Annotated in this window: 17 protein-coding genes and 1 pseudogene; 15 read left to right on the forward strand and 3 right to left on the reverse strand. The window is 57.6% G+C overall.

All coding sequences use genetic code 11. The features are described from left to right. Position 1: 1 nt before the first annotated feature. The 5 genes from DNK50_RS24250 to DNK50_RS24270 all read left to right on the forward strand — a co-directional run bounded on the left by DNK50_RS24250 (position 2) and on the right by DNK50_RS24270 (position 4,851). A complete protein-coding gene (locus tag DNK50_RS24250) occupies positions 2–1,534 on the forward strand; it encodes an inactive transglutaminase family protein (protein ID WP_099582719.1) in 1,533 nt (510 codons plus the stop codon). Next, positions 1,534–2,520, forward strand: coding sequence for an alpha-L-glutamate ligase-like protein (locus tag DNK50_RS24255; RefSeq protein WP_032887562.1), 987 nt, complete (start codon positions 1,534–1,536; stop codon positions 2,518–2,520). Before DNK50_RS24250 ends, DNK50_RS24255 begins: the two co-directional genes overlap by 1 nt. 99 nt (positions 2,521–2,619) lie before the next feature. Next, on the forward strand, positions 2,620–3,963 hold the full coding sequence (gene pabB, locus DNK50_RS24260; RefSeq protein WP_099582720.1) for an aminodeoxychorismate synthase component I: 1,344 nt from the start codon (positions 2,620–2,622) through the stop codon (positions 3,961–3,963). A gap of 229 nt (positions 3,964–4,192) precedes the next feature. Continuing rightward, complete coding sequence (locus tag DNK50_RS24265; RefSeq protein ID WP_112196461.1) at positions 4,193–4,495, forward strand: type II toxin-antitoxin system HigB family toxin; 303 nt, start codon at positions 4,193–4,195, stop codon at positions 4,493–4,495. After that, positions 4,495–4,851 carry a type II toxin-antitoxin system HigA family antitoxin gene (locus DNK50_RS24270; protein WP_099582721.1) on the forward strand — a complete coding sequence of 119 codons (357 nt, stop codon included), beginning with the start codon at positions 4,495–4,497 and terminating at the stop codon, positions 4,849–4,851. The genes DNK50_RS24265 and DNK50_RS24270 overlap by 1 nt, the downstream gene beginning before the upstream one ends. Before the next feature lie 118 nt (positions 4,852–4,969). Here DNK50_RS24270 and thrH read toward each other — a convergent pair whose 3' ends face one another. After that, the gene (gene thrH, locus DNK50_RS24275; RefSeq protein ID WP_099582722.1) at positions 4,970–5,587 is read right to left on the reverse strand and encodes a bifunctional phosphoserine phosphatase/homoserine phosphotransferase ThrH; all 618 of its coding nucleotides are present in this window, start codon (positions 5,585–5,587) and stop codon (positions 4,970–4,972) included. 151 nt (positions 5,588–5,738) lie between these two features. Here thrH and DNK50_RS24280 point away from each other — a divergent pair, with 151 nt between their 5' ends. The 3 genes from DNK50_RS24280 (at position 5,739) to DNK50_RS24290 (ending at position 9,216) form a co-directional block, all read left to right on the forward strand. Continuing rightward, a complete protein-coding gene (locus tag DNK50_RS24280) occupies positions 5,739–6,473 on the forward strand; it encodes a phosphoadenylyl-sulfate reductase (protein WP_099582723.1) in 735 nt (244 codons plus the stop codon). Positions 6,474–6,944: 471 nt separating this feature from the next. After that, complete coding sequence (locus tag DNK50_RS24285; RefSeq protein WP_112196462.1) at positions 6,945–8,474, forward strand: NCS1 family nucleobase:cation symporter-1; 1,530 nt, start codon at positions 6,945–6,947, stop codon at positions 8,472–8,474. Between the two features lie 13 nt (positions 8,475–8,487). After that, complete coding sequence (locus tag DNK50_RS24290) at positions 8,488–9,216, forward strand: aspartate/glutamate racemase family protein (protein ID WP_112196463.1); 729 nt, start codon at positions 8,488–8,490, stop codon at positions 9,214–9,216. A gap of 27 nt (positions 9,217–9,243) precedes the next feature. On the opposite strand, the gene DNK50_RS24295 is transcribed toward DNK50_RS24290, so the two are convergent. Further along, the gene (locus tag DNK50_RS24295) at positions 9,244–10,167 is read right to left on the reverse strand and encodes a LysR family transcriptional regulator (RefSeq protein ID WP_112196464.1); all 924 of its coding nucleotides are present in this window, start codon (positions 10,165–10,167) and stop codon (positions 9,244–9,246) included. A gap of 126 nt (positions 10,168–10,293) precedes the next feature. Here DNK50_RS24295 and DNK50_RS24300 point away from each other — a divergent pair, with 126 nt between their 5' ends. Next, positions 10,294–11,040 carry a 3-oxoacyl-ACP reductase family protein gene (locus tag DNK50_RS24300; protein ID WP_099582727.1) on the forward strand — a complete coding sequence of 249 codons (747 nt, stop codon included), beginning with the start codon at positions 10,294–10,296 and terminating at the stop codon, positions 11,038–11,040. 66 nt (positions 11,041–11,106) lie between these two features. On the opposite strand, the gene DNK50_RS24305 is transcribed toward DNK50_RS24300, so the two are convergent. Continuing rightward, entirely contained in the window at positions 11,107–11,793 is a 687-nt protein-coding gene (locus tag DNK50_RS24305) for an HAD-IA family hydrolase (protein ID WP_112196465.1), read from the reverse strand. A 109-nt stretch (positions 11,794–11,902) separates the two neighbouring features. Here DNK50_RS24305 and DNK50_RS24310 point away from each other — a divergent pair, with 109 nt between their 5' ends. The 6 genes and pseudogenes from DNK50_RS24310 (at position 11,903) to DNK50_RS24335 (ending at position 18,051) form a co-directional block, all read left to right on the forward strand. After that, positions 11,903–12,268 (forward strand): DUF2784 domain-containing protein, encoded by a 366-nt coding sequence (locus DNK50_RS24310; RefSeq protein WP_099582729.1) that lies wholly within the window; start codon positions 11,903–11,905, stop codon positions 12,266–12,268. 54 nt (positions 12,269–12,322) lie between these two features. Continuing rightward, positions 12,323–12,901 (forward strand): DUF4337 domain-containing protein, encoded by a 579-nt coding sequence (locus tag DNK50_RS24315; RefSeq protein WP_112196466.1) that lies wholly within the window; start codon positions 12,323–12,325, stop codon positions 12,899–12,901. A gap of 83 nt (positions 12,902–12,984) precedes the next feature. Next, positions 12,985–13,122: pseudogene (locus DNK50_RS24320) on the forward strand ((Fe-S)-binding protein); the annotation flags it as partial. 61 nt (positions 13,123–13,183) lie between these two features. Then, positions 13,184–14,224 carry a DMT family transporter gene (locus tag DNK50_RS24325; protein ID WP_112196467.1) on the forward strand — a complete coding sequence of 347 codons (1,041 nt, stop codon included), beginning with the start codon at positions 13,184–13,186 and terminating at the stop codon, positions 14,222–14,224. 337 nt (positions 14,225–14,561) lie between these two features. Next, the gene (locus tag DNK50_RS24330; RefSeq protein ID WP_112196468.1) at positions 14,562–14,831 is read left to right on the forward strand and encodes a short-chain dehydrogenase; all 270 of its coding nucleotides are present in this window, start codon (positions 14,562–14,564) and stop codon (positions 14,829–14,831) included. A 478-nt stretch (positions 14,832–15,309) separates the two neighbouring features. Next, entirely contained in the window at positions 15,310–18,051 is a 2,742-nt protein-coding gene (locus tag DNK50_RS24335; RefSeq protein ID WP_256595384.1) for a metallophosphoesterase, read from the forward strand. Positions 18,052–18,055: the final 4 nt, after the last annotated feature.

Genomic DNA, 18,055 nt, shown 5'->3' on the forward strand with positions numbered 1-18,055 from the left:
AATGCGCTCTCTTACCCTGCACCTGAAAATCCTGATCGCCATCCTGGTGGTGCTGGGTATTTCGGTCACCGCCTACCAGATCTTCGTGCTGGGCATTCCTGTCACCGAGGACGCCACCGACGACCTGTGGAACATCGACGCCAAGGTCGAGTTCGTCGCCAACCCGAAGGACCCGGTAAAGATCCAGATGTTCGTGCCACCGTTGAGCCGCGACTTTGTCAGCCTCAATGAGAGTTTTATCTCGAATAACTACGGGGTGAGCGTCAACCGTACCGACGGCAACCGCAAGGTCACCTGGTCTGCCCGCCGAGCCAAGGGCAATCAGACCCTGTATTACCGCCTGGTGCTGACCAAGCGTTACAGCGGCGAAAAAACCAAGATCAAAGGCCCGACCTTCCGCGACAGCATTGCCGTGGAAGGCCCTGAAAAAATCGCCGCCGAAGCCCTGCTGGCGCCGATCCGCCAGCACTCGGCCGACGTCGAAACCTTTATTACCGAAGCCATCAAGCGCACCAACAACCTCAACGACGACAATGTGAAGCTGCTGCTGGCGGGCGACCCTTCCGTACCGCACAAGGCCAAGATCGTCGAGTTGCTGCTGTCGATAGCCCATGTGCCGGTGGAAAAGGTCCACACCATCCGGCTGGTCGCCGACCAGCCGCAATCCCCGGAACTGTGGCTGCGCAGCTTCAATGGCAATGACTGGCTGTACTTCAATCCGGAAACCGGCGAACAGGGCCTGCCCACCGACCGCCTGCTGTGGTGGACCGGCGATGAAAACCTGATCACGGTCGACGGCGGCAAGAAGGCCATGGTGACGTTCAGTCTGAACAACAGCGAAATGAACGCAATTCGCCTGGCCAAGCTGACCGACGAGAACACCGACGCCAACTTCCTCGAATACTCGCTGTACGGCCTGCCGCTGCAAACCCAGCAGACCTTCATGATCATGGTGATGATCCCGATTGGCGTGCTGGTGATTCTGATCCTGCGCAACTTGATCGGCCTGCAGACCCTGGGCACGTTCACGCCGGTGCTGATTGCCCTGGCGTTCCGCGAAACGCAGCTGGGCTTCGGGATTGTGCTGTTTACGATCATCACGGCGCTGGGGCTGTCGCTGCGGTCCTACCTGGAACACTTGAAGTTGCAGATGCTGCCGCGACTGTCGGTGGTGCTGACATTCGTGGTGGTGCTTATCGCGGCCATCAGCCTGTTCAGCCATAAACTCGGCCTGGAACGCGGGCTGTCGGTGGCGCTGTTCCCGATGGTGATCCTGACCATGACCATCGAACGCCTGTCGATCACCTGGGAAGAGCGCGGGGCCAACCATGCGCTCAAGGTGGCGATTGGTACGTTGTTCGCTGCTTCCCTGGCGCACCTGATCATGAGCGTGCCCGAGTTGGTGTACTTCGTGTTCACCTTCCCCGCGATCCTTTTGATCCTGGTGGGCTTCATGCTGGCCATGGGTCGTTATCGCGGCTACCGCCTGACCGAGTTGGTGCGTTTCAAGGCGTTCTTGAAGGCTGACTCATAATGTTCGGCTTCTGGAAGACCTGGAAAGCCCTGGAAGCGCGGGGAATCATGGGCATCAACCGGCGTAATGCCGACTACGTGCTCAAGTACAACAAACGCAGCCTGTACCCGATCGTGGATGACAAGATCATCACCAAGGAGCGGGCGATCGCTGCCGGCATCCATGTGCCGGAAATGTACGGGGTGATCTCGACCGAAAAAGAAATCGACAAGCTCGATGAAATTATCGGCGGGCGCAGCGACTTCGTGATCAAGCCGGCCCAGGGCGCGGGCGGCGACGGTATTCTGGTGGTAGCCGACCGTTTCGAAGGGCGCTATCGCACGGTGTCCGGCAAGATCATCAGCCATGAGGAAATCGAACATCAGATTTCCAGCATCCTCACCGGCCTGTATTCCCTGGGCGGCCACCGCGACCGTGCGCTGATCGAGTACCGCGTGGTGCCCGACCAGATCTTCAAGAGCATCAGTTACGAAGGCGTGCCGGATATCCGCATCATTGTGCTGATGGGTTACCCGGTGATGGCCATGTTGCGCTTGCCGACCCGCCAATCCGGCGGCAAGGCCAACCTGCACCAGGGCGCGATTGGCGTCGGCGTGGACCTGGCCACCGGCCTGACCCTGCGCGGCACCTGGCTGAACAACATCATCACCAAACACCCCGATACCACCAATGCGGTGGATGGCGTGCAACTGCCCAACTGGGACGGTTTCATGAAACTGGCCGCCGGCTGTTACGAGCTGTGCGGGCTGGGCTATATCGGTGTGGACATGGTGCTGGATCAGGAAAAAGGCCCGCTGATCCTCGAACTGAATGCGCGGCCAGGGCTGAACATCCAGATCGCCAACGACTGCGGCCTGACCTTGCGCACCCACGCGGTAGAAGCACGACTGGAAGCGCTGAAAGCCGCCGGCGTGACGGAAACCCCGGAAGAGCGAGTCAAGTTCGTGCAGGAAATGTTTGGGCATATTCCGCCTGTAGAGGGCTGATCCAGCCTTCAATCTGTCTATCCCCGACATCCCCCCTAGGAGCAAGCCCTACGGGGGACTACAATCCCCTCCCCCGCGCCTTGGCTGATCCACCCTCGCATGTCGACCTGTTCCGTACACCCGCTGCCCTATCGGGCCAACCCCGCCGAGTACTTTGCGGCGATTCGCCATGCCCCCGGCGCGGTGCTGCTCGACAGCGGTCGACCGGCGGCCGAACGCGGTCGTTATGACCTGCTCAGCGCCTGGCCTGAGGCGACTCTAGCGGTGGATCCTGACGAAAGCGGCAGCCACTTCCTACAGCGGTTACGGAAAAACCTTTCACAGCTGGGTGAGGCGAGATTGCCCGACGGCTACGAGTTGCCGTTTGCCGGCGGCTTGATCGGCTACCTGAGCTACGACTTTGGCCGACACTTGGAACAGCTGCCCCAGCTGGCCGTGGATGATTTGCACCTGCCGGATGCGCGTTTCGGGCTGTATGCCTGGGCACTGATCAGTGATCACTCGGCGCAGACCAGCCAACTGGTATTTCACCCGGCGCTGGCCGATAGCGAACGGCAGCGGCTGATCACCTTGTTCAGCGGTGACGTTGCCGCCGCCCCTGCACGCTTCACATTGCAGGGCCCCATGGCAGCGGATCTCAGCGTCGCGGCTTACCGCCTGGCCATTGAACGCATCCAGGACTACATCCAGGCCGGCGACTGCTATCAGGTCAACTTCGCCCAGCGTTTTCGCGCACCGTGCAGCGGTGATCCCTGGGTCGCCTATTGCGCCTTGCGCGAAGCCTGCCCGACGCCCTTCTCCGGGTTCCAGAGCCTGCCGAATAACGGCGCGGTAGTGAGCCTGTCACCCGAGCGTTTCGTGCGTATCAGCGAACGCCAGGTCGAAACCCGCCCGATCAAAGGCACCCGCCCCCGCGGAGCCACGCCTGAAGAAGACGCTGCCCACGCCACCGAACTGCTGGCCAGCCCCAAGGATCGCGCCGAAAACCTGATGATCGTCGACCTGCTGCGCAATGACCTCGGCCGCACCTGCCGCACCGGCTCGGTGAGCGTGCCGGAGTTGTTCAGCCTGGAAAGCTACCCCAACGTGCACCACCTGGTGAGCAGCGTGATCGGCGAATTGGCCGACGACAAAGACGCCCTCGACCTGATCGCCGGCAGCTTCCCCGGCGGCTCCATCACCGGCGCGCCGAAGATTCGCGCCATGCAGATCATCGACGAACTGGAACCGACCCGACGCGGTTTGTATTGCGGTTCGCTGGTGTACCTGGACGTGCGCGGCGAGATGGACAGCTCCATTGCCATCCGTAGTTTGCTGGTCAAGGACGGCCAGGTGTGCTGCTGGGGCGGCGGTGGGATCGTGGCGGATTCCGAGTGGGAGGCGGAGTATCAGGAGTCGCTGACGAAGGTGCGGGTTTTGTTACACACTTTGGAAAGCCTGTAGTACACAGCTACTTCCTGGCAGGGGGGGCGCAACGCCCACCAGCAGAAAAAGCCTGAATCAGAAACGCTGTGGACGAGGTATGAGCCGGAGGATAGCGTCCAGCTCCGACCGTCCACCCGCCACCTGTGAAGGATCACATGAAGCGACTGCCTATTCGTCAGGAATTATTTCCGAGATTGCATCTCCACGCCACCACCTCTAGTATCTCCCAAAACGGGAGGACACAGCGATGCGGGTAATCGCCCTCTCCACCTTACGAATATTCTGGGAAAGCCATCCTATGTATGGCGATGCCAGAACGCCGCTGGTCGAGCTCTATCGCCATATGGAGAGGACCACTTATCCCACGCCACAAGCACTGAAGGCAGTGCTCAGGACAGCGAGCATCCTCAAAGGCGGCAGGGTTGTATTCAACGTCGGCGGCAACAAGTATCGAGTGATCATGGCGATCGATTATCAGCGACAACTTGGGTTCATCCGTTTCGTGGGGACCCATGCGCAGTACGACCAGATCAATGCGGAGACCGTGTAATGAACATCAAACCCATACATTCCCAGGAAGACCTGACGGCTGCGCTCGCACGGGTGGAGCAGCTCTGGGGGGCGCAGATCGGCTCGCCAGAGGGTGACGAGCTGGAGATTCTTGCCGTACTCATTGAAAAGTACGAAGCGGAACATTTTCCAATGCCACCTTCTGATCCGGTGGAAGCCATTCGGTTTCGCATGGAGCAGCTCGGCATGACGGCTCGCGACCTGGAGCCATTCATCGGCACCAGCGGACGGGTGTCAGAGGTGTTGAACCATAAGCGCAAGCTCAGCCTGTCGATGATCAAGCGGCTGCATGAAGGCTTGAGCATTCCTTACGAGCGGTTGCTGGCAGAGGGATAAGCGATGGCGGGGCCGGGCCTATCGGGGGCAAGCCCCCTCCCAGATTTGAAATGTATTCACAGATCAAAGTGTGGGAGGGGGCTTGCCCCCGATAGGGCCATCAGCATCACAAAATGACTTACAGGCTCAACTGCCGATTCGACGCCTTTATGAACTCTTTCTTCAGATCCTCAAACGTGTGCACCGCCGGAAACTGCGGGAACTCACGGATCACATTTTCCGGCGCATGGAACAGGATCCCACGGTCCGCTTCACCCAGCATGGTGGTGTCGTTGTAGGAATCGCCGGCGGCGATCACGCGGTAGTAGAGCGTCTTGAACGCCAGCACCGACTGGCGCTTGGGGTCTTTCTGGCGCAGTTGGTAGCTCACCACGCGGTCGGTTTCGTCGGTGATCAGCCGGTGGCACAGCAGAGTCGGGAAACCCAGTTGGCGCATCAGCGGCTGGGAGAATTCGTAGAAGGTGTCGGACAAAATCACCACCTGGAAACGCTCGCGCAGCCAGTTGACGAATTCGATGGCGCCGTCCAGTGGCTTGAGCGTGGCGATCACGGCCTGGATGTCGGCGAGCTTGAGGCCATGTTCGTCGAGGATACGCAGACGTTGCTGCATCAGCACGTCGTAGTCGGGAATGTCCCGGGTGGTGGCCCGCAGCGATTCAATACCGGTTTTTTCGGCGAAGGCGATCCAGATTTCCGGAACCAGCACCCCTTCCAGGTCAAGACAGGCAATTTCCACAAGACACTCCTATTGGATGTTATTGGTTGAGCGAGCAAAAGGACTGCCGAACTCTAGCGATTCAAGCTCCCCGCCGCAACGCAGAGCGGATTTTGATACCATCGCTCCCCTATAGAGCGCTCAGCGCCACTGACCTGTAGGAACCGTCCTGATGAACCAAGCCTTCGATGTCGCTGAACTCGCCGCGACTTACGCCAACAAATCCGCCCAGGATATTCTCAAACTGGCGTTCAGCCAGTTCGGCGATGACCTGTGGATCTCCTTCAGCGGTGCCGAGGACGTGGTGCTGGTGGACATGGCCTGGAAGCTGAACAAGAACGTCAAGGTGTTCAGCCTCGACACCGGCCGCCTGCACCCGGAGACCTACCGGTTTATCGAGCAGGTGCGTGACTTCTACAAGATCGATATCGAACTGATCTCGCCGGACCAGAGCAAGCTGGAACCCTTCGTCAAGGAAAAGGGCCTGTTCAGCTTCTATAAGGACGGCCATGGCGAATGCTGTGGCGTGCGCAAGATCGAGCCGCTCCGCCGCAAGCTGTCCGGCGTGAAGGCCTGGGCCACCGGCCAACGCCGTGACCAGAGCCCAGGCACGCGCAGCCAGGTGGCGGCGCTGGAGATCGATACCGCCTTTTCCACCCCGGAACGCACCCTGTACAAGTTCAACCCGCTGGCGCAGATGAGCAGCGAGGAGATCTGGGGATACATCCGCATGCTGGAATTGCCTTACAACAGCCTGCATGAGCGCGGGTTTATCAGCATCGGCTGCGAGCCGTGCACCCGGCCTGTGCTGCCGAACCAGCATGAGCGAGAGGGTCGTTGGTGGTGGGAAGAGGCCACGCAGAAGGAGTGCGGGCTGCATGCGGGGAATATCATCAGCAAGGCCTAAGGGCTGACGCAGTTGGAAAATGTGGGAGGGGGCTTGCCCCCGATGGCTGAGTGTCACGCACTGCATCAGTGACTGACACACCGCTATCGGGGGCAAGCCCCCTCCCACATTTTGTTTTGGGTGGAGTGTTAGAGATGTACACACACATGTAACCATCGGTGCCATTTATGTGTGCAATCTGCCTTGACCCGCACCATAACGTAACACCCTCCCCGGCTTATCGATTGCTACGGTGAATCCACAGCTCGCAACCAAAAAATAAATAGCTGTTCAACCGGTCAATTTATATCTCTTTGAATTCAGCTATTTATTTAATCATCCTATAAAAACGAAATTACCCACGATTTTCATAGATCGGAAAGTGGCACGTATGTGGCTTAAGGTGAAGTGCGCTTTGTATACAATAAATACAAAACCTACATACACTTTGCCATCTGCGGACTTCCAGCAGATGTGCTGGAGCCTGCCGGAATGCGTACAAGCCTCTCGAACAATATCGCACTGGATCTGCCCTCCTCTGCCCTGAACCCAGACGCCGCAAGCCCCGCCCCCTTGGTGCTCAGCCCACGCCTGCACAACAAAGACCTCGCGCCAACCAAGGTCGAAGGCCGACGCTGGGGGCGCTACAGCATCTTTGCGCTGTGGACCAACGACGTGCACAACATCGCCAACTATTCGTTCGCGATAGGCCTATATGCGTTGGGCCTGGGCGGTTGGCAGATCCTGTTATCCCTGGGGATCGGTGCGGCGCTGGTGTACTTTTTCATGAACCTTTCGGGGTATATGGGGCAGAAGACCGGCGTTCCGTTCCCGGTAATCAGCCGCATCAGTTTCGGCATTCACGGCGCGCAGATTCCCGCGTTGATCCGGGCAGTGATTGCGATTGCCTGGTTTGGTATCCAGACCTACCTGGCCTCGGTGGTTTTCCGCGTGCTGCTGACGGCGATTCATCCAGGGTTTGCTGACTATGACCACAACTCGATTCTCGGCCTGTCATCCCTTGGCTGGGCGTGTTTTGTGGCCATCTGGTTCGTGCAACTGGTGATCCTGGCCTACGGCATGGAGATGGTGCGGCGTTATGAAGGCTTCGCCGGACCGGTGATTTTGCTGACGGTGGCCGCGCTGGCCGGCTGGATGTACTTCCAGGCGGGCGGCAACATTGCCTGGTCGATCCGCGAGCCGCTGAGCGGTGGCGAAATGTGGCGCAATATCTTTGCCGGTGGCGCACTGTGGCTGTCGATCTACGGCACGCTGATCCTCAACTTCTGCGACTTCGCCCGTTCCTCGCCCTGCCGCAAGACGATCCAGATCGGCAACTTCTGGGGCCTGCCGGTGAACATCCTGGTGTTCGCGGCGATCACCGTGCTGTTGTGCGGCGGGCAGTTCCAACTCAACGGCCGGGTGATCGAAAGCCCGACCGAAATCATCGCGGCCATCCCCAATACCTTCTTCCTCGTGCTGGGCTGCCTGGCGTTCCTGATCGTCACCGTGGCGGTAAACATCATGGCCAACTTCGTTGCGCCCGCCTTTGTGCTGAGCAACCTGGCGCCCAAGTACCTGAACTTCCGTCGTGCCGGCCTGATCAGCGCCACTGTGGCGGTGTTGATCCTGCCGTGGAATCTCTACAACAGCCCGCTGGTGATCGTGTACTTCCTCTCCGGCCTGGGCGCGCTGCTGGGGCCGTTGTACGGGGTGATCATGGTCGACTACTGGCTGATCCGTAAAAGCCAGGTGGACGTACCGCAGTTGTACAGCGAAGACCCGAAAGGCGTTTATTACTACAGCCGAGGGGTCAATTTACGCGCGGTGGCTGCGTTTGTTCCTGCAGCCGTGATCGCCATTCTGCTGGCGCTGCTGCCAGGGTTTGCCAGCGTCTCGCCGTTTTCCTGGTTGTTTGGCGCCGGTATTGCAGGGCTGCTGTACCTGCTGATCGCCAAACGCCAGCCGTTCTACGCCGATGTCAGCGGCGAAAGCATTGCAGTAGATAACGTCAGTCATTAAACAAGGACATTCCATGCGCATCCTCGTGGTCAACGTCAACACCACCGAATCCATCACCGACACCATCGCCCAGCAAGCGCGGGGCGTGGCCTCACCGGGCACCGAGATTGTCGGGCTCACGCCTTTCTTCGGCGCCGAATCGGTGGAAGGCAACTTTGAAAGCTACCTGGCCGCCATTGCAGTGATGGACCGGGTCATGGCCTACGACCAGCCGTTCGATGCCGTGATCCAGGCCGGCTACGGCGAACATGGCCGCGAAGGTCTGCAGGAGTTGTTGAACGTGCCGGTGGTAGACATCACCGAAGCCGCCGCCAGCACGGCGATGTTCCTGGGCCATGCCTATTCGGTGGTGACCACCCTGGACCGCACCGTGCCGCTGATTGAAGACCGCCTGAAACTCGCCGGTCTGTACCAGCGCTGCGCCTCAGTGCGGGCCAGTGGCATGGCGGTCCTGGAGCTGGAAGAAGACCCATTGGCCGCCATGGAAGCCATCGTGCGCCAGGCGGAACTGGCCATTCGCGAGGACAAAGCGGAGGTGATCTGCCTGGGCTGCGGTGGCATGGCGGGATTGGATGAGCAGATCAGACAACGCACCGGAGTGCCGGTGGTGGATGGGGTGACGGCGGCGGTGACCATTGCCGAGTCGCTGGTGCGGTTGGGGTTGTCGACGTCGAAGGTCAGGACTTACGCGACGCCACGGCCGAAGAGGGTCATTGGTTGGCCCGGCATGTTCGGCCGCTGAAGGTCCAAAATGTGGAATCGTCCCACATTAGATCGCGCTGAATTGTTGTGCCAAACCCTGCTCGGCAAACCGCTCAATGATGAAATCCACAAACGCCCGGGTCTTGCCGGGCAGTAACTTGTGCTCGGCGTAGTAAATGGAAATATTGCCGTCGTCGACATACCAGTCCGGCAACACCCGCACCACCGCGCCGCTGTCGAAGAACGGCACGGCCATGGGCATGCTCACCAGCGCAACGCCCAGACCCTGGGCGCTGGCACAGCAGGCGGCTTCGGAGTCGCTCATGGTCATGCCGGGCTTGAGCACCAGCGGGCGGTGTTCACGCTCGCGGCTGGTCAATTGCCAGGAGCGTACGCGGCCGGTCTGCGGCGAGCGGATGAGGATGCCATCGCAGTGCGCCAGGTCCTCGGGCGCCACTACCGGCGGGCACTGCGCCAGGTAAGCAGCAGACGCCACCAGGACCCGATGCGCCGGGGTCAACCTGCGCGCCACCACGCCCTGGGGCAGTTCAAAACCACCGCCAATTGCAGCATCGAAGCCTTGGCCGATCAGATCGACCTGGCGGTTATCAAAATGCCAGTCCGGACTGATATCCGGAAAGCGGCGCATAAACTCCCCCAGCAGCGGCACCACATAACGATTGCCGAACACCGTGCCCATGCTGACTTTGAGCGTGCCCACCGGCCGCCCTTCGGCACTGGCCAGGTTGGCCACGGCGTTCTGGATGGTGGTGAGGCTGCCGCTGACCTCTTCGAGGAACAGCTTGCCCGCTTCGGTCAGCGTAAGGCGCCGGGTACTGCGCTGGAACAGCCGCACACCGAGGCGCGCTTCCAACTTGGCGACACTTTTACCGACCGCTGCCGGAGTCAGGCTAAGGTGCCGCGCCGCTTCGGCAAAGCTGCCGCCTTCGGCGCTGCGCACGAAGCATTCGATACTCCCAAAGCTCTCCATCTGCGCCCACTCTAAACTTTTGGTTTACACAGACTATAGCAATCACGGTCTACCGGTAGGGTTGGGTGAGGTCGATACTCGACTCCAACAACAAGGCATACCGCCTTGAACAGCCAGGAGATCGACATGACCACACTCAACCTCAGCGGCAAAGTCGCCTTGATTCAAGGCGGTTCCCGCGGCATCGGCGCCGCTATCGTCAAGCGCCTTGCCGCACAAGGTGCAACCGTCGCCTTTACCTACGTCAGCTCGGCGGCCAAGGCCGAAGAACTGCAAAACAGCGTGATCAGTGCCGGCGGCAAAGCCCTGGCGATCCACGCTGACAGCGCAGACGCGACAGCGATTCGCAATGCGGTCAACGCCACCGTCGAAGCCTTTGGACGCCTGGATATTCTGGTGAACAACGCGGGCGTACTGGCCATCGCACCGCTGGAAGACTTCAAGCTGGAAGACTTCGACCAGACCCTGGCAATCAACGTGCGCAGCGTGTTTATCGCTACCCAGGAAGCGGCAAAACATATGGGTGAAGGTGGCCGCGTGATCAACATCGGCAGCACCAATGCCGAGCGCATGCCATTTGGCGGTGGCGGGCCGTATGCGATGAGCAAGGCGGCGCTGGTGGGGTTGACCAAGGGTCTGGCGCGGGACCTGGGGCCGCGGGGCATCACCATCAATAATGTGCAACCTGGGCCGGTGGACACGGATATGAACCCGGCGAACAGCGATTTTGCCGAGAGCCTGATGGCGCTGATGGCGGTGGGGCGTTACGGGCATGTGGAAGAGATCGCCAGTTTCGTGGCGTACCTGGCCGGGCCGGAAGCGGGGTATATCACCGGTGCCAGCCTGACCATTGATGGCGGGTTCAGCGCCTGATAGTTCGGGAGCAATGAAATCAAATGTGGGAGGGGCTCCGTCCCACATTTTCTGCCCTGCGGTGAATCAGGACATCGGTGGCAAACCATAAGCCGCCAGATCAAAGTCCGCCAGCTTGCGGATGATCTGGTCGGCGTGGTGGTACTTGCTGTCAGCCATGGCTTCATCGGGCACGGCGATGGCGGTCATATGAGCGGCCTTCGCGGCGGTGACGCCGAACGGTGAATCTTCAAACACCAGGCAATCCTGCGGCGCCACACCCAGGCGGCGGGCGGCGGTGAGGAAAATATCCGGCGCAGGTTTCGCGGCGCCCACCTCGGGGTCGTCGGCGGTGACAATGGTACCGAACAGGCTGAACCACTCGCGGTGCAACGTGGTTTTGTGGCCAAACGAATTGCGCGACGAACTGGTGCCCACGGCAATCGGAATATTGTGCGCCTTCAAATGCCGCACCAATGCCTCGGCACCGGGCATGCCCAGAGCCCTGGGAAAACGCTCACTCATCAACGGTTCGCGAATTTCCAGAAACTCGGCCGGCGTAATCGGCAAGTCCAGGGCCTTGACCACGTACTCCGCCAAGTCCTGCGCCCCGCGACCAATAATGTGCTGTTTGATCCCCCAGTCATAGGTACGGCCATAACGCTCGGCGATGATCTGCGTGACTTCGGTGTAGATGCCTTCAGTGTCCAGCAACAACCCGTCCATATCGAAAATCACAGCCTTGATCGGGGCAACGGTACGCGGTGGATTCATCACAACAGATCCTTGGGGCGAAGGACTAAAAGGATTCAGCACAATAACGGCCCCACTTACCTGCGGGCAACCCTTTAGACTATGCCCTCCCCCTTTTGAAGCACACACAATGCTCTACCGCCTAGCTGCCGACAGCCTCGTGCTGTTCCACCTTTGCTTCATCCTGTTCGTCCTGTTCGGCGGGCTGCTGGCCCTAAAGTGGCGGCCGGTTATCTGGCTGCACCTGCCCGCCGCCGCGTGGGGCGTGGCCGTCGAGGTTTTCCACCTGCCCTGCCCACTGACGCGCTGGGAAAACCTGCTTCGCCATCTGGCCGGTCAAGACGGCTATGGCGGCGGGTTTATCGAACACTACATTGTTGCGCTCATCTACCCAGCGGGGCTGACCCCGCAGATTCAACTGGGGCTGGGTGCCCTGGTGCTATTGATCAACATCGCGGTGTATACGCAGCTGATTCGGCGTTACGTACAGGCTTGAGACAGCCGCAGAGGTGAAGAATCAGACTCCCTCAGTCCGTTCATAGCCGCCACCATGTCCGAAGCCTTCGAAGTCCCCAGCCCCCACGAAAAACACATCGAACACACCACTGAACATGCCCACGCACGCGGGGACAATTTCGCCAGCCGCATCGCCGTCATGACCGCGCTGATGGCCACCCTCGGCGCCATGCTCAGCTACCAGGCCGGCTCCACCGAAAGCGAAGCGGCGATGGACAAAAACAACGCGGCCATCTTCAAGACCGAAGCCGCCAACCAGTGGAACTACTACCAGGCCAAATCCGGCCGCCAGAACCTGGCGGAACTGGCCACCCATATTCCGGGCGTGGACGCCGCGCATTACAAGGATGAAATCGAACGCTACAAAAGCCAGAAGGAAGACGTGCGCCAGCAGGCAGAAAAACTTGAGGCCACCTCGCGGGAATGGGATGAAAAATCAGAGCAGGCTTTGCACCAGCACCACCGCTGGGCCCAGGCGATGACCGCGATTCAGATCGCGATTTCGTTGGCGGCGATTACGTTGCTCACACGCAAGGAGTGGTTGAAGCGCATGGCGTATACGGCGGCGGGCGTGGCAGTGGTGTTAGGCAGCCTGGCCGGGCTGCATCTTTGATATTTTCATTTGGGCCCGCTACCTCAATCGCTATATAGTAAATGTCATAGCGCTATCAAGGAGAGACCGGTGTCCGCATGTGCTACGCCCAGGCCATTCATCGCGGCGGCGACCTGGGAGATTTCGAGCACTACCCCAATGCCAGGTTGTGGATCCTGGAGATCCAGATCGCGCACCCGAGCAGACCTTACGGCGCTTTCTACGAAGACTTACTCGCTTAACTGCCGAAGATTTAACCAGGGCGAGCGACGTATCATGGGTCCACCTTTCGAGGAAGTGCCCATGAACCTCAGCATTGTTTACGCGCTGGCGGCAGCCGCCCTGTTCGGCGCCAGTACCCCGCTTGCCAAAAATCTCGGCCTGGGTCTTTCACCGGTGCTGCTCGCCGGCCTGCTCTACCTGGGCAGCGGCATCGGGCTCGCCGGCGTACGCCTTGTCCGTGACCGCGGCTGGAAATCCTCCGGCCTCACCCCCACCGAATGGCCATGGCTGCTCGGCGCCATCGCCTTCGGCGGCATCCTTGGCCCCGTGGCCCTGATGTTCGGCCTCACCCGCACCACTGGCGCGACCGCGTCCCTGATGCTCAACCTCGAATCGGTGTTGACCGCCGTGATCGCCTGGCTGGTATTCAGAGAAAACGCCGACCGCCGAATCGTGCTTGGGATGATCGCGATTGTGTTGGGCGGCGTTGCGTTGTCATGGCCTGAGGGCGGCGGCAGCAGCCATGACTGGACAGGCCCCCTGGCAGTCGCGCTCGCCTGCTTGTGCTGGGGCATCGACAACAACCTGACGCGCAAAGTGTCGGCATCCGACGCGTTGTTTATCGCAAGTACCAAGGGGTTGATCGCAGGTGCAGTGAATGCCGCAGTGGCGCTCTATCTCGGCGCGCAGATCCCCGGAGCGGCACAACTCGCGCCGATCTTGCTGGTTGGATTTCTGGGGTATGGCATCAGCCTGGTCATGTTTGTACTGGCATTGCGTGGACTGGGCAGTGCACGCACCGGGGCATACTTCTCGACCGCACCGTTCCTGGGGGCCGCGATTGCAATGCTGGTGTTGGGGGAATCGGTGACGACGGCGTTCTGGATCGCCTCAGCGCTGATGGCCGTGGGCGTGTGGCTGCACCTGACGGAGCGGCACGCCCATGAACATCAGCATGAGGCGACGGAACACGGGCATCGGCATGTGCATGATGAACATCATCAGCATGAGCATGGGTTTGAGTGGGATCCGGATGTGCCCCACAGCCATGTGCATGTGCACAGCCCGGTGAGGCATAGTCATGCGCATTTTCCGGATGTGCATCATCGGCATAGGCATTGAGGGCGGTGATTACATGCGCATAACAGTGTTTGGGTAATGTCCTACATTCCATTCAGAAGCGTCAGCCTCCCGCTTCAAAATTGCAGAGCCTATAGTCGCTCGGTCGCCCACATGGCGAACGGGTTTGGCGACCCGAGGATAAATCGACAGATGCCTCCCGGCGATTTGCGGGATGCTTCTGCGCGCAATAAGCTGCTCGACGGTAGCTGTGCGTGGGAGACCTTCGGGTCTGCCGGTTTTTCCGATTGTCCCGGTTCGCCAACCTGCGTACAGCTGCCACCCTTTTGTTTGGCGACAAATGTGTGGTTGCTACCCTTCGACAACCGGAGCTCCAAATATGAACAACTATATGCCCCTCACCAGCAACGACAGTGCCACCCCTACTCTTTTTATCGATACAGCAGCGCCAATGGAAATTCTCCTCGACGCCGCAACCTATCGACTTCGTGCCGTTACACAAGTCTTGGAGAACCTTGCGCTGCGTAATGAAATAAGTAGTGATGCGGTCGTACTCAGCGACTTCGCCTTACTGTGCTCAATCCCTTTACGCGATGGGTGTGACTTGCTGGACGCCGTAGGACGAAGGATGGATACACCAAGCCCATGACTTGAAACCGGTTGGTTTTCAAACCCCAGAAATCACAAAACCCCTGGTTTCTTTCGAAACCAGAGGTTTTGTTTACATCGAATTTGGCGGTGAAGGAGAGATTCGAACTCTCGATTCTACCGACGTTCAACAAAGCCCAGTATTTACGTGGCCTACAGCGTTGCCACAGAGGCTAGAGTGTACGCATGGGAGGTACGCATGAAAAGCTGCGCGTATCCGACCCGATACGGACGGTCGGATAGGCAGCTACCGGCCAATAGCCGACGCTGGGCCCGGTTCCGTTTCGGGTACAGAGTAGCGATTCAGAAATATCAAAACGCCACGGGGGCTCACACTGCTGGCAATTCGCCACTCCTCGTGCTAAACAATTACTCTTTCTACAGCCGCCTCTGAAAATATGACTACTAATACTGAAACAATACGCTGGCTACATTTGTCTGACTTCCATGTAGGCAAGGATGACTACGCAAGTCGTAAAATGTTCGAGTACATTATAGAGCATGTACTAGAACAAAAAGCACGAGGATTCACTCCTGATTTCATTTTTCTAACTGGCGACTTGGCAAATAACGGATTACAAGCTGAGTATGAAGTTTTTTGGTTGGAGTTTGTGGATCCGCTTCATACCGCGATAGGGGGTGATATTTCTCAGCGTACTTTTGCCGTCCCTGGAAACCATGACGTAAATCGGAAAGAACACCCAGCTTTCAGTCCTGATGAAATCAACGCCCCAAATAGCCGTTATTTTGATCCGACTGATGAGGGCATGCATCTCCGGAAGATGCTTGCCCCTCGCTTCAAGGCGTATATCGAAAATGATATTACTGAAACAGCAGGAGCATTCAGTGATGCTAATGGTGCGTTTGCGCAAACCATTAGCGTCCGCGGCATACAAGTTGGAGTCGCAGGTATCAATACAGCTTGGATTAGCAAAGATGATAAAGACGAGCGCAGGCTGTCTCCAGGAAAGTCCCTTCTGGAAGCAGCATTAAACCAAATAAAGGGAGCACATCTTAATATCGTTCTCGGTCATCATCCAGTAAGCTGGCTTTACCCAGACCAACAAAAATCAATTCACAGCCTACTAGGAAAACATAATGTCCTTTATTTGCATGGGCATTTACATGAGGCGTGGGCAGAGCCAAACTATGGCGGTGGCTATCCCTACCTTGCGATTCAAGCGGGCGCGGGATTTCAAGCGAGAGAAAATGAAAAGTGGCGCAATGGATTAGTTTGGGGGGAAGCTGATCTTAAGACTGGAGAAGTTAAACTCCAAGCTTGGAGCTGGACCCCAAGCCAGCAAGCATGGACTCCCGCCTCTGAGGCATTTCACGCAAGTAAACTCAGGGAAGGCTGGTGGCATTACGAATTGCCCCACGCCAAATTAATGACTGTTGATTACACTCGGGCAACTCGAGAAATAACACCACCGAGAGGATGGGGCATATTCGATGCCGAAAAGCTTAGTAGTTATCACGTTGATTTGGAGAAGGAAGTTGCCCTTAGGTTTTTTGATGGTGCAGTTCCTGATTGGAATACAGCCTTGTCATCATCAATTCCCCGCCGTAAAATTGTTGGTGATTTAACTGGCAACTATCACGATGCAGATACTGCATCGAGGCCTATTGCCACTGTTTTGTTGGCCGCCGGGTGCGAGGGAAAAACAACCGCTCTACTACAAGCAGCTTACGAAATTATTAAAGGTAAAGCTAACTGGAGAATCTTACAGCGCCGTGATGATTCTCAAGAGTTTTTGGAGAAAGAAATAATCCCTGTGTTGAATCCTGCCTTCAATTGGCTGATAGTTTTGGACGAAGTTGATCGTGTTGCGCCTGCATTATTGAAGTTGATAGCGAAACTCCCTCCAGAACTTTGTGGCAGAGTCCATTGCATTCTGGGCTGTCGAGATTCCGACTGGCGATCCTCTGGCGCGGAAGCATTGGACTGGTCAAGGGATACTATTTTTCATACCGAGCGGCTAAATGGATTGGGCCAATCCGATGCTGAAAGTATCGTTTCCGCTTGGCAGAGTTTTGGTGAGGAGGGCTTGGGAGACCTAGCAAAGTTACCAAGTGACCAGCGAGTTAATGCTCTAAGATATCAAGCCACTGCTGAGGCTAAGACTGAGGCTGGAGCCTTTTTCGGAGCATTGCTCACCGTACGAAATGGCACTGACTTACACAACCACGCTAGACATCTACTCGAAAGACTGAGTCATCGGGAAACTCCGGGTGGAAGTACGTTGTACGATGCGCTTGCATTCATTGCCGCAATGCATTCGGAGGGATTCAACTTTCTCTCTCGCGCCGTCCTTGCCGAAGCTTTAAATTGCCCTTTAGATAAACTACGCCGAGATGTACTTATCCCGTTAGGACAGGAGGCAGCAGCCACTTCTACCTCATCCTTTCTTTTTACTCGTCATCGACGCATTGCAGAAGCTCTCGTTTACGTTTTAGAGGAAGAGTTCCTCGATGATGTAGGATCACGGTATGTTTCTCTCGCTAGAGCTGCGTTAAGCGCTTACCATAGTGGCGCCTATATACTGGAGCTTGGATGCTGGCGCTTTGACTTCGCAAGCAACTTTTTTGAAAAAGGGAAGAAAGAGCTAGCACTTGAAATTGCTAACACGATCCTATCTCAGGAGCCAGGAAATTCATTAACCCGCACAAACTTGGTCAGTCTTTATCGTAGAGCAGGCGCCCCAGAAGAGAGTGTGCGAATTTGTTTGGCCACTGTGGGCGTTATAGATAACAATCGAGCCTTCTACACAGAGTGGGGAGTTGCAGAGGGAGAGTGTAAAAATCACGTCGCCAATATTCTTCTTGTAGCCTATTCATTAAGCGATGAATGTGCTTTCAGCAGTGTTGACAGGGAAACTTGTGTAAAAGCCCTCTCTGCAATTGGAGTACCTCTCGGCGCTCTTTATGACGCATACGGAGACCCTTCGTTTCGTGATGCACGCATGGCCATTGCAATTCTGGGTAAATGCGCGATGCACAGTGCGGAAAGCCAAGAATATTTCAACAGGCACTTCGTTGAGGTAAGGGCGCAAGGGGCAGAAAATATTAATATTGAAAAGGCATTCGAAAAGTTTGCGGCGGGAGTTGTTGCCGCAGCGAGCCGTGGACATGACGCTTATTTAGAAGAGCATATACCCTCCATCCATAAAATGAATTTTTTGGGACTTGAAAAACTAATAAGCAACCTGTCCATTAAATGAAGAG

Origin of the sequence: Pseudomonas sp. LG1E9 (assembly GCF_003290225.1) — a bacterium.
Classification (GTDB): Bacteria; Pseudomonadota; Gammaproteobacteria; order Pseudomonadales; family Pseudomonadaceae; genus Aquipseudomonas; species Aquipseudomonas cyclaminis.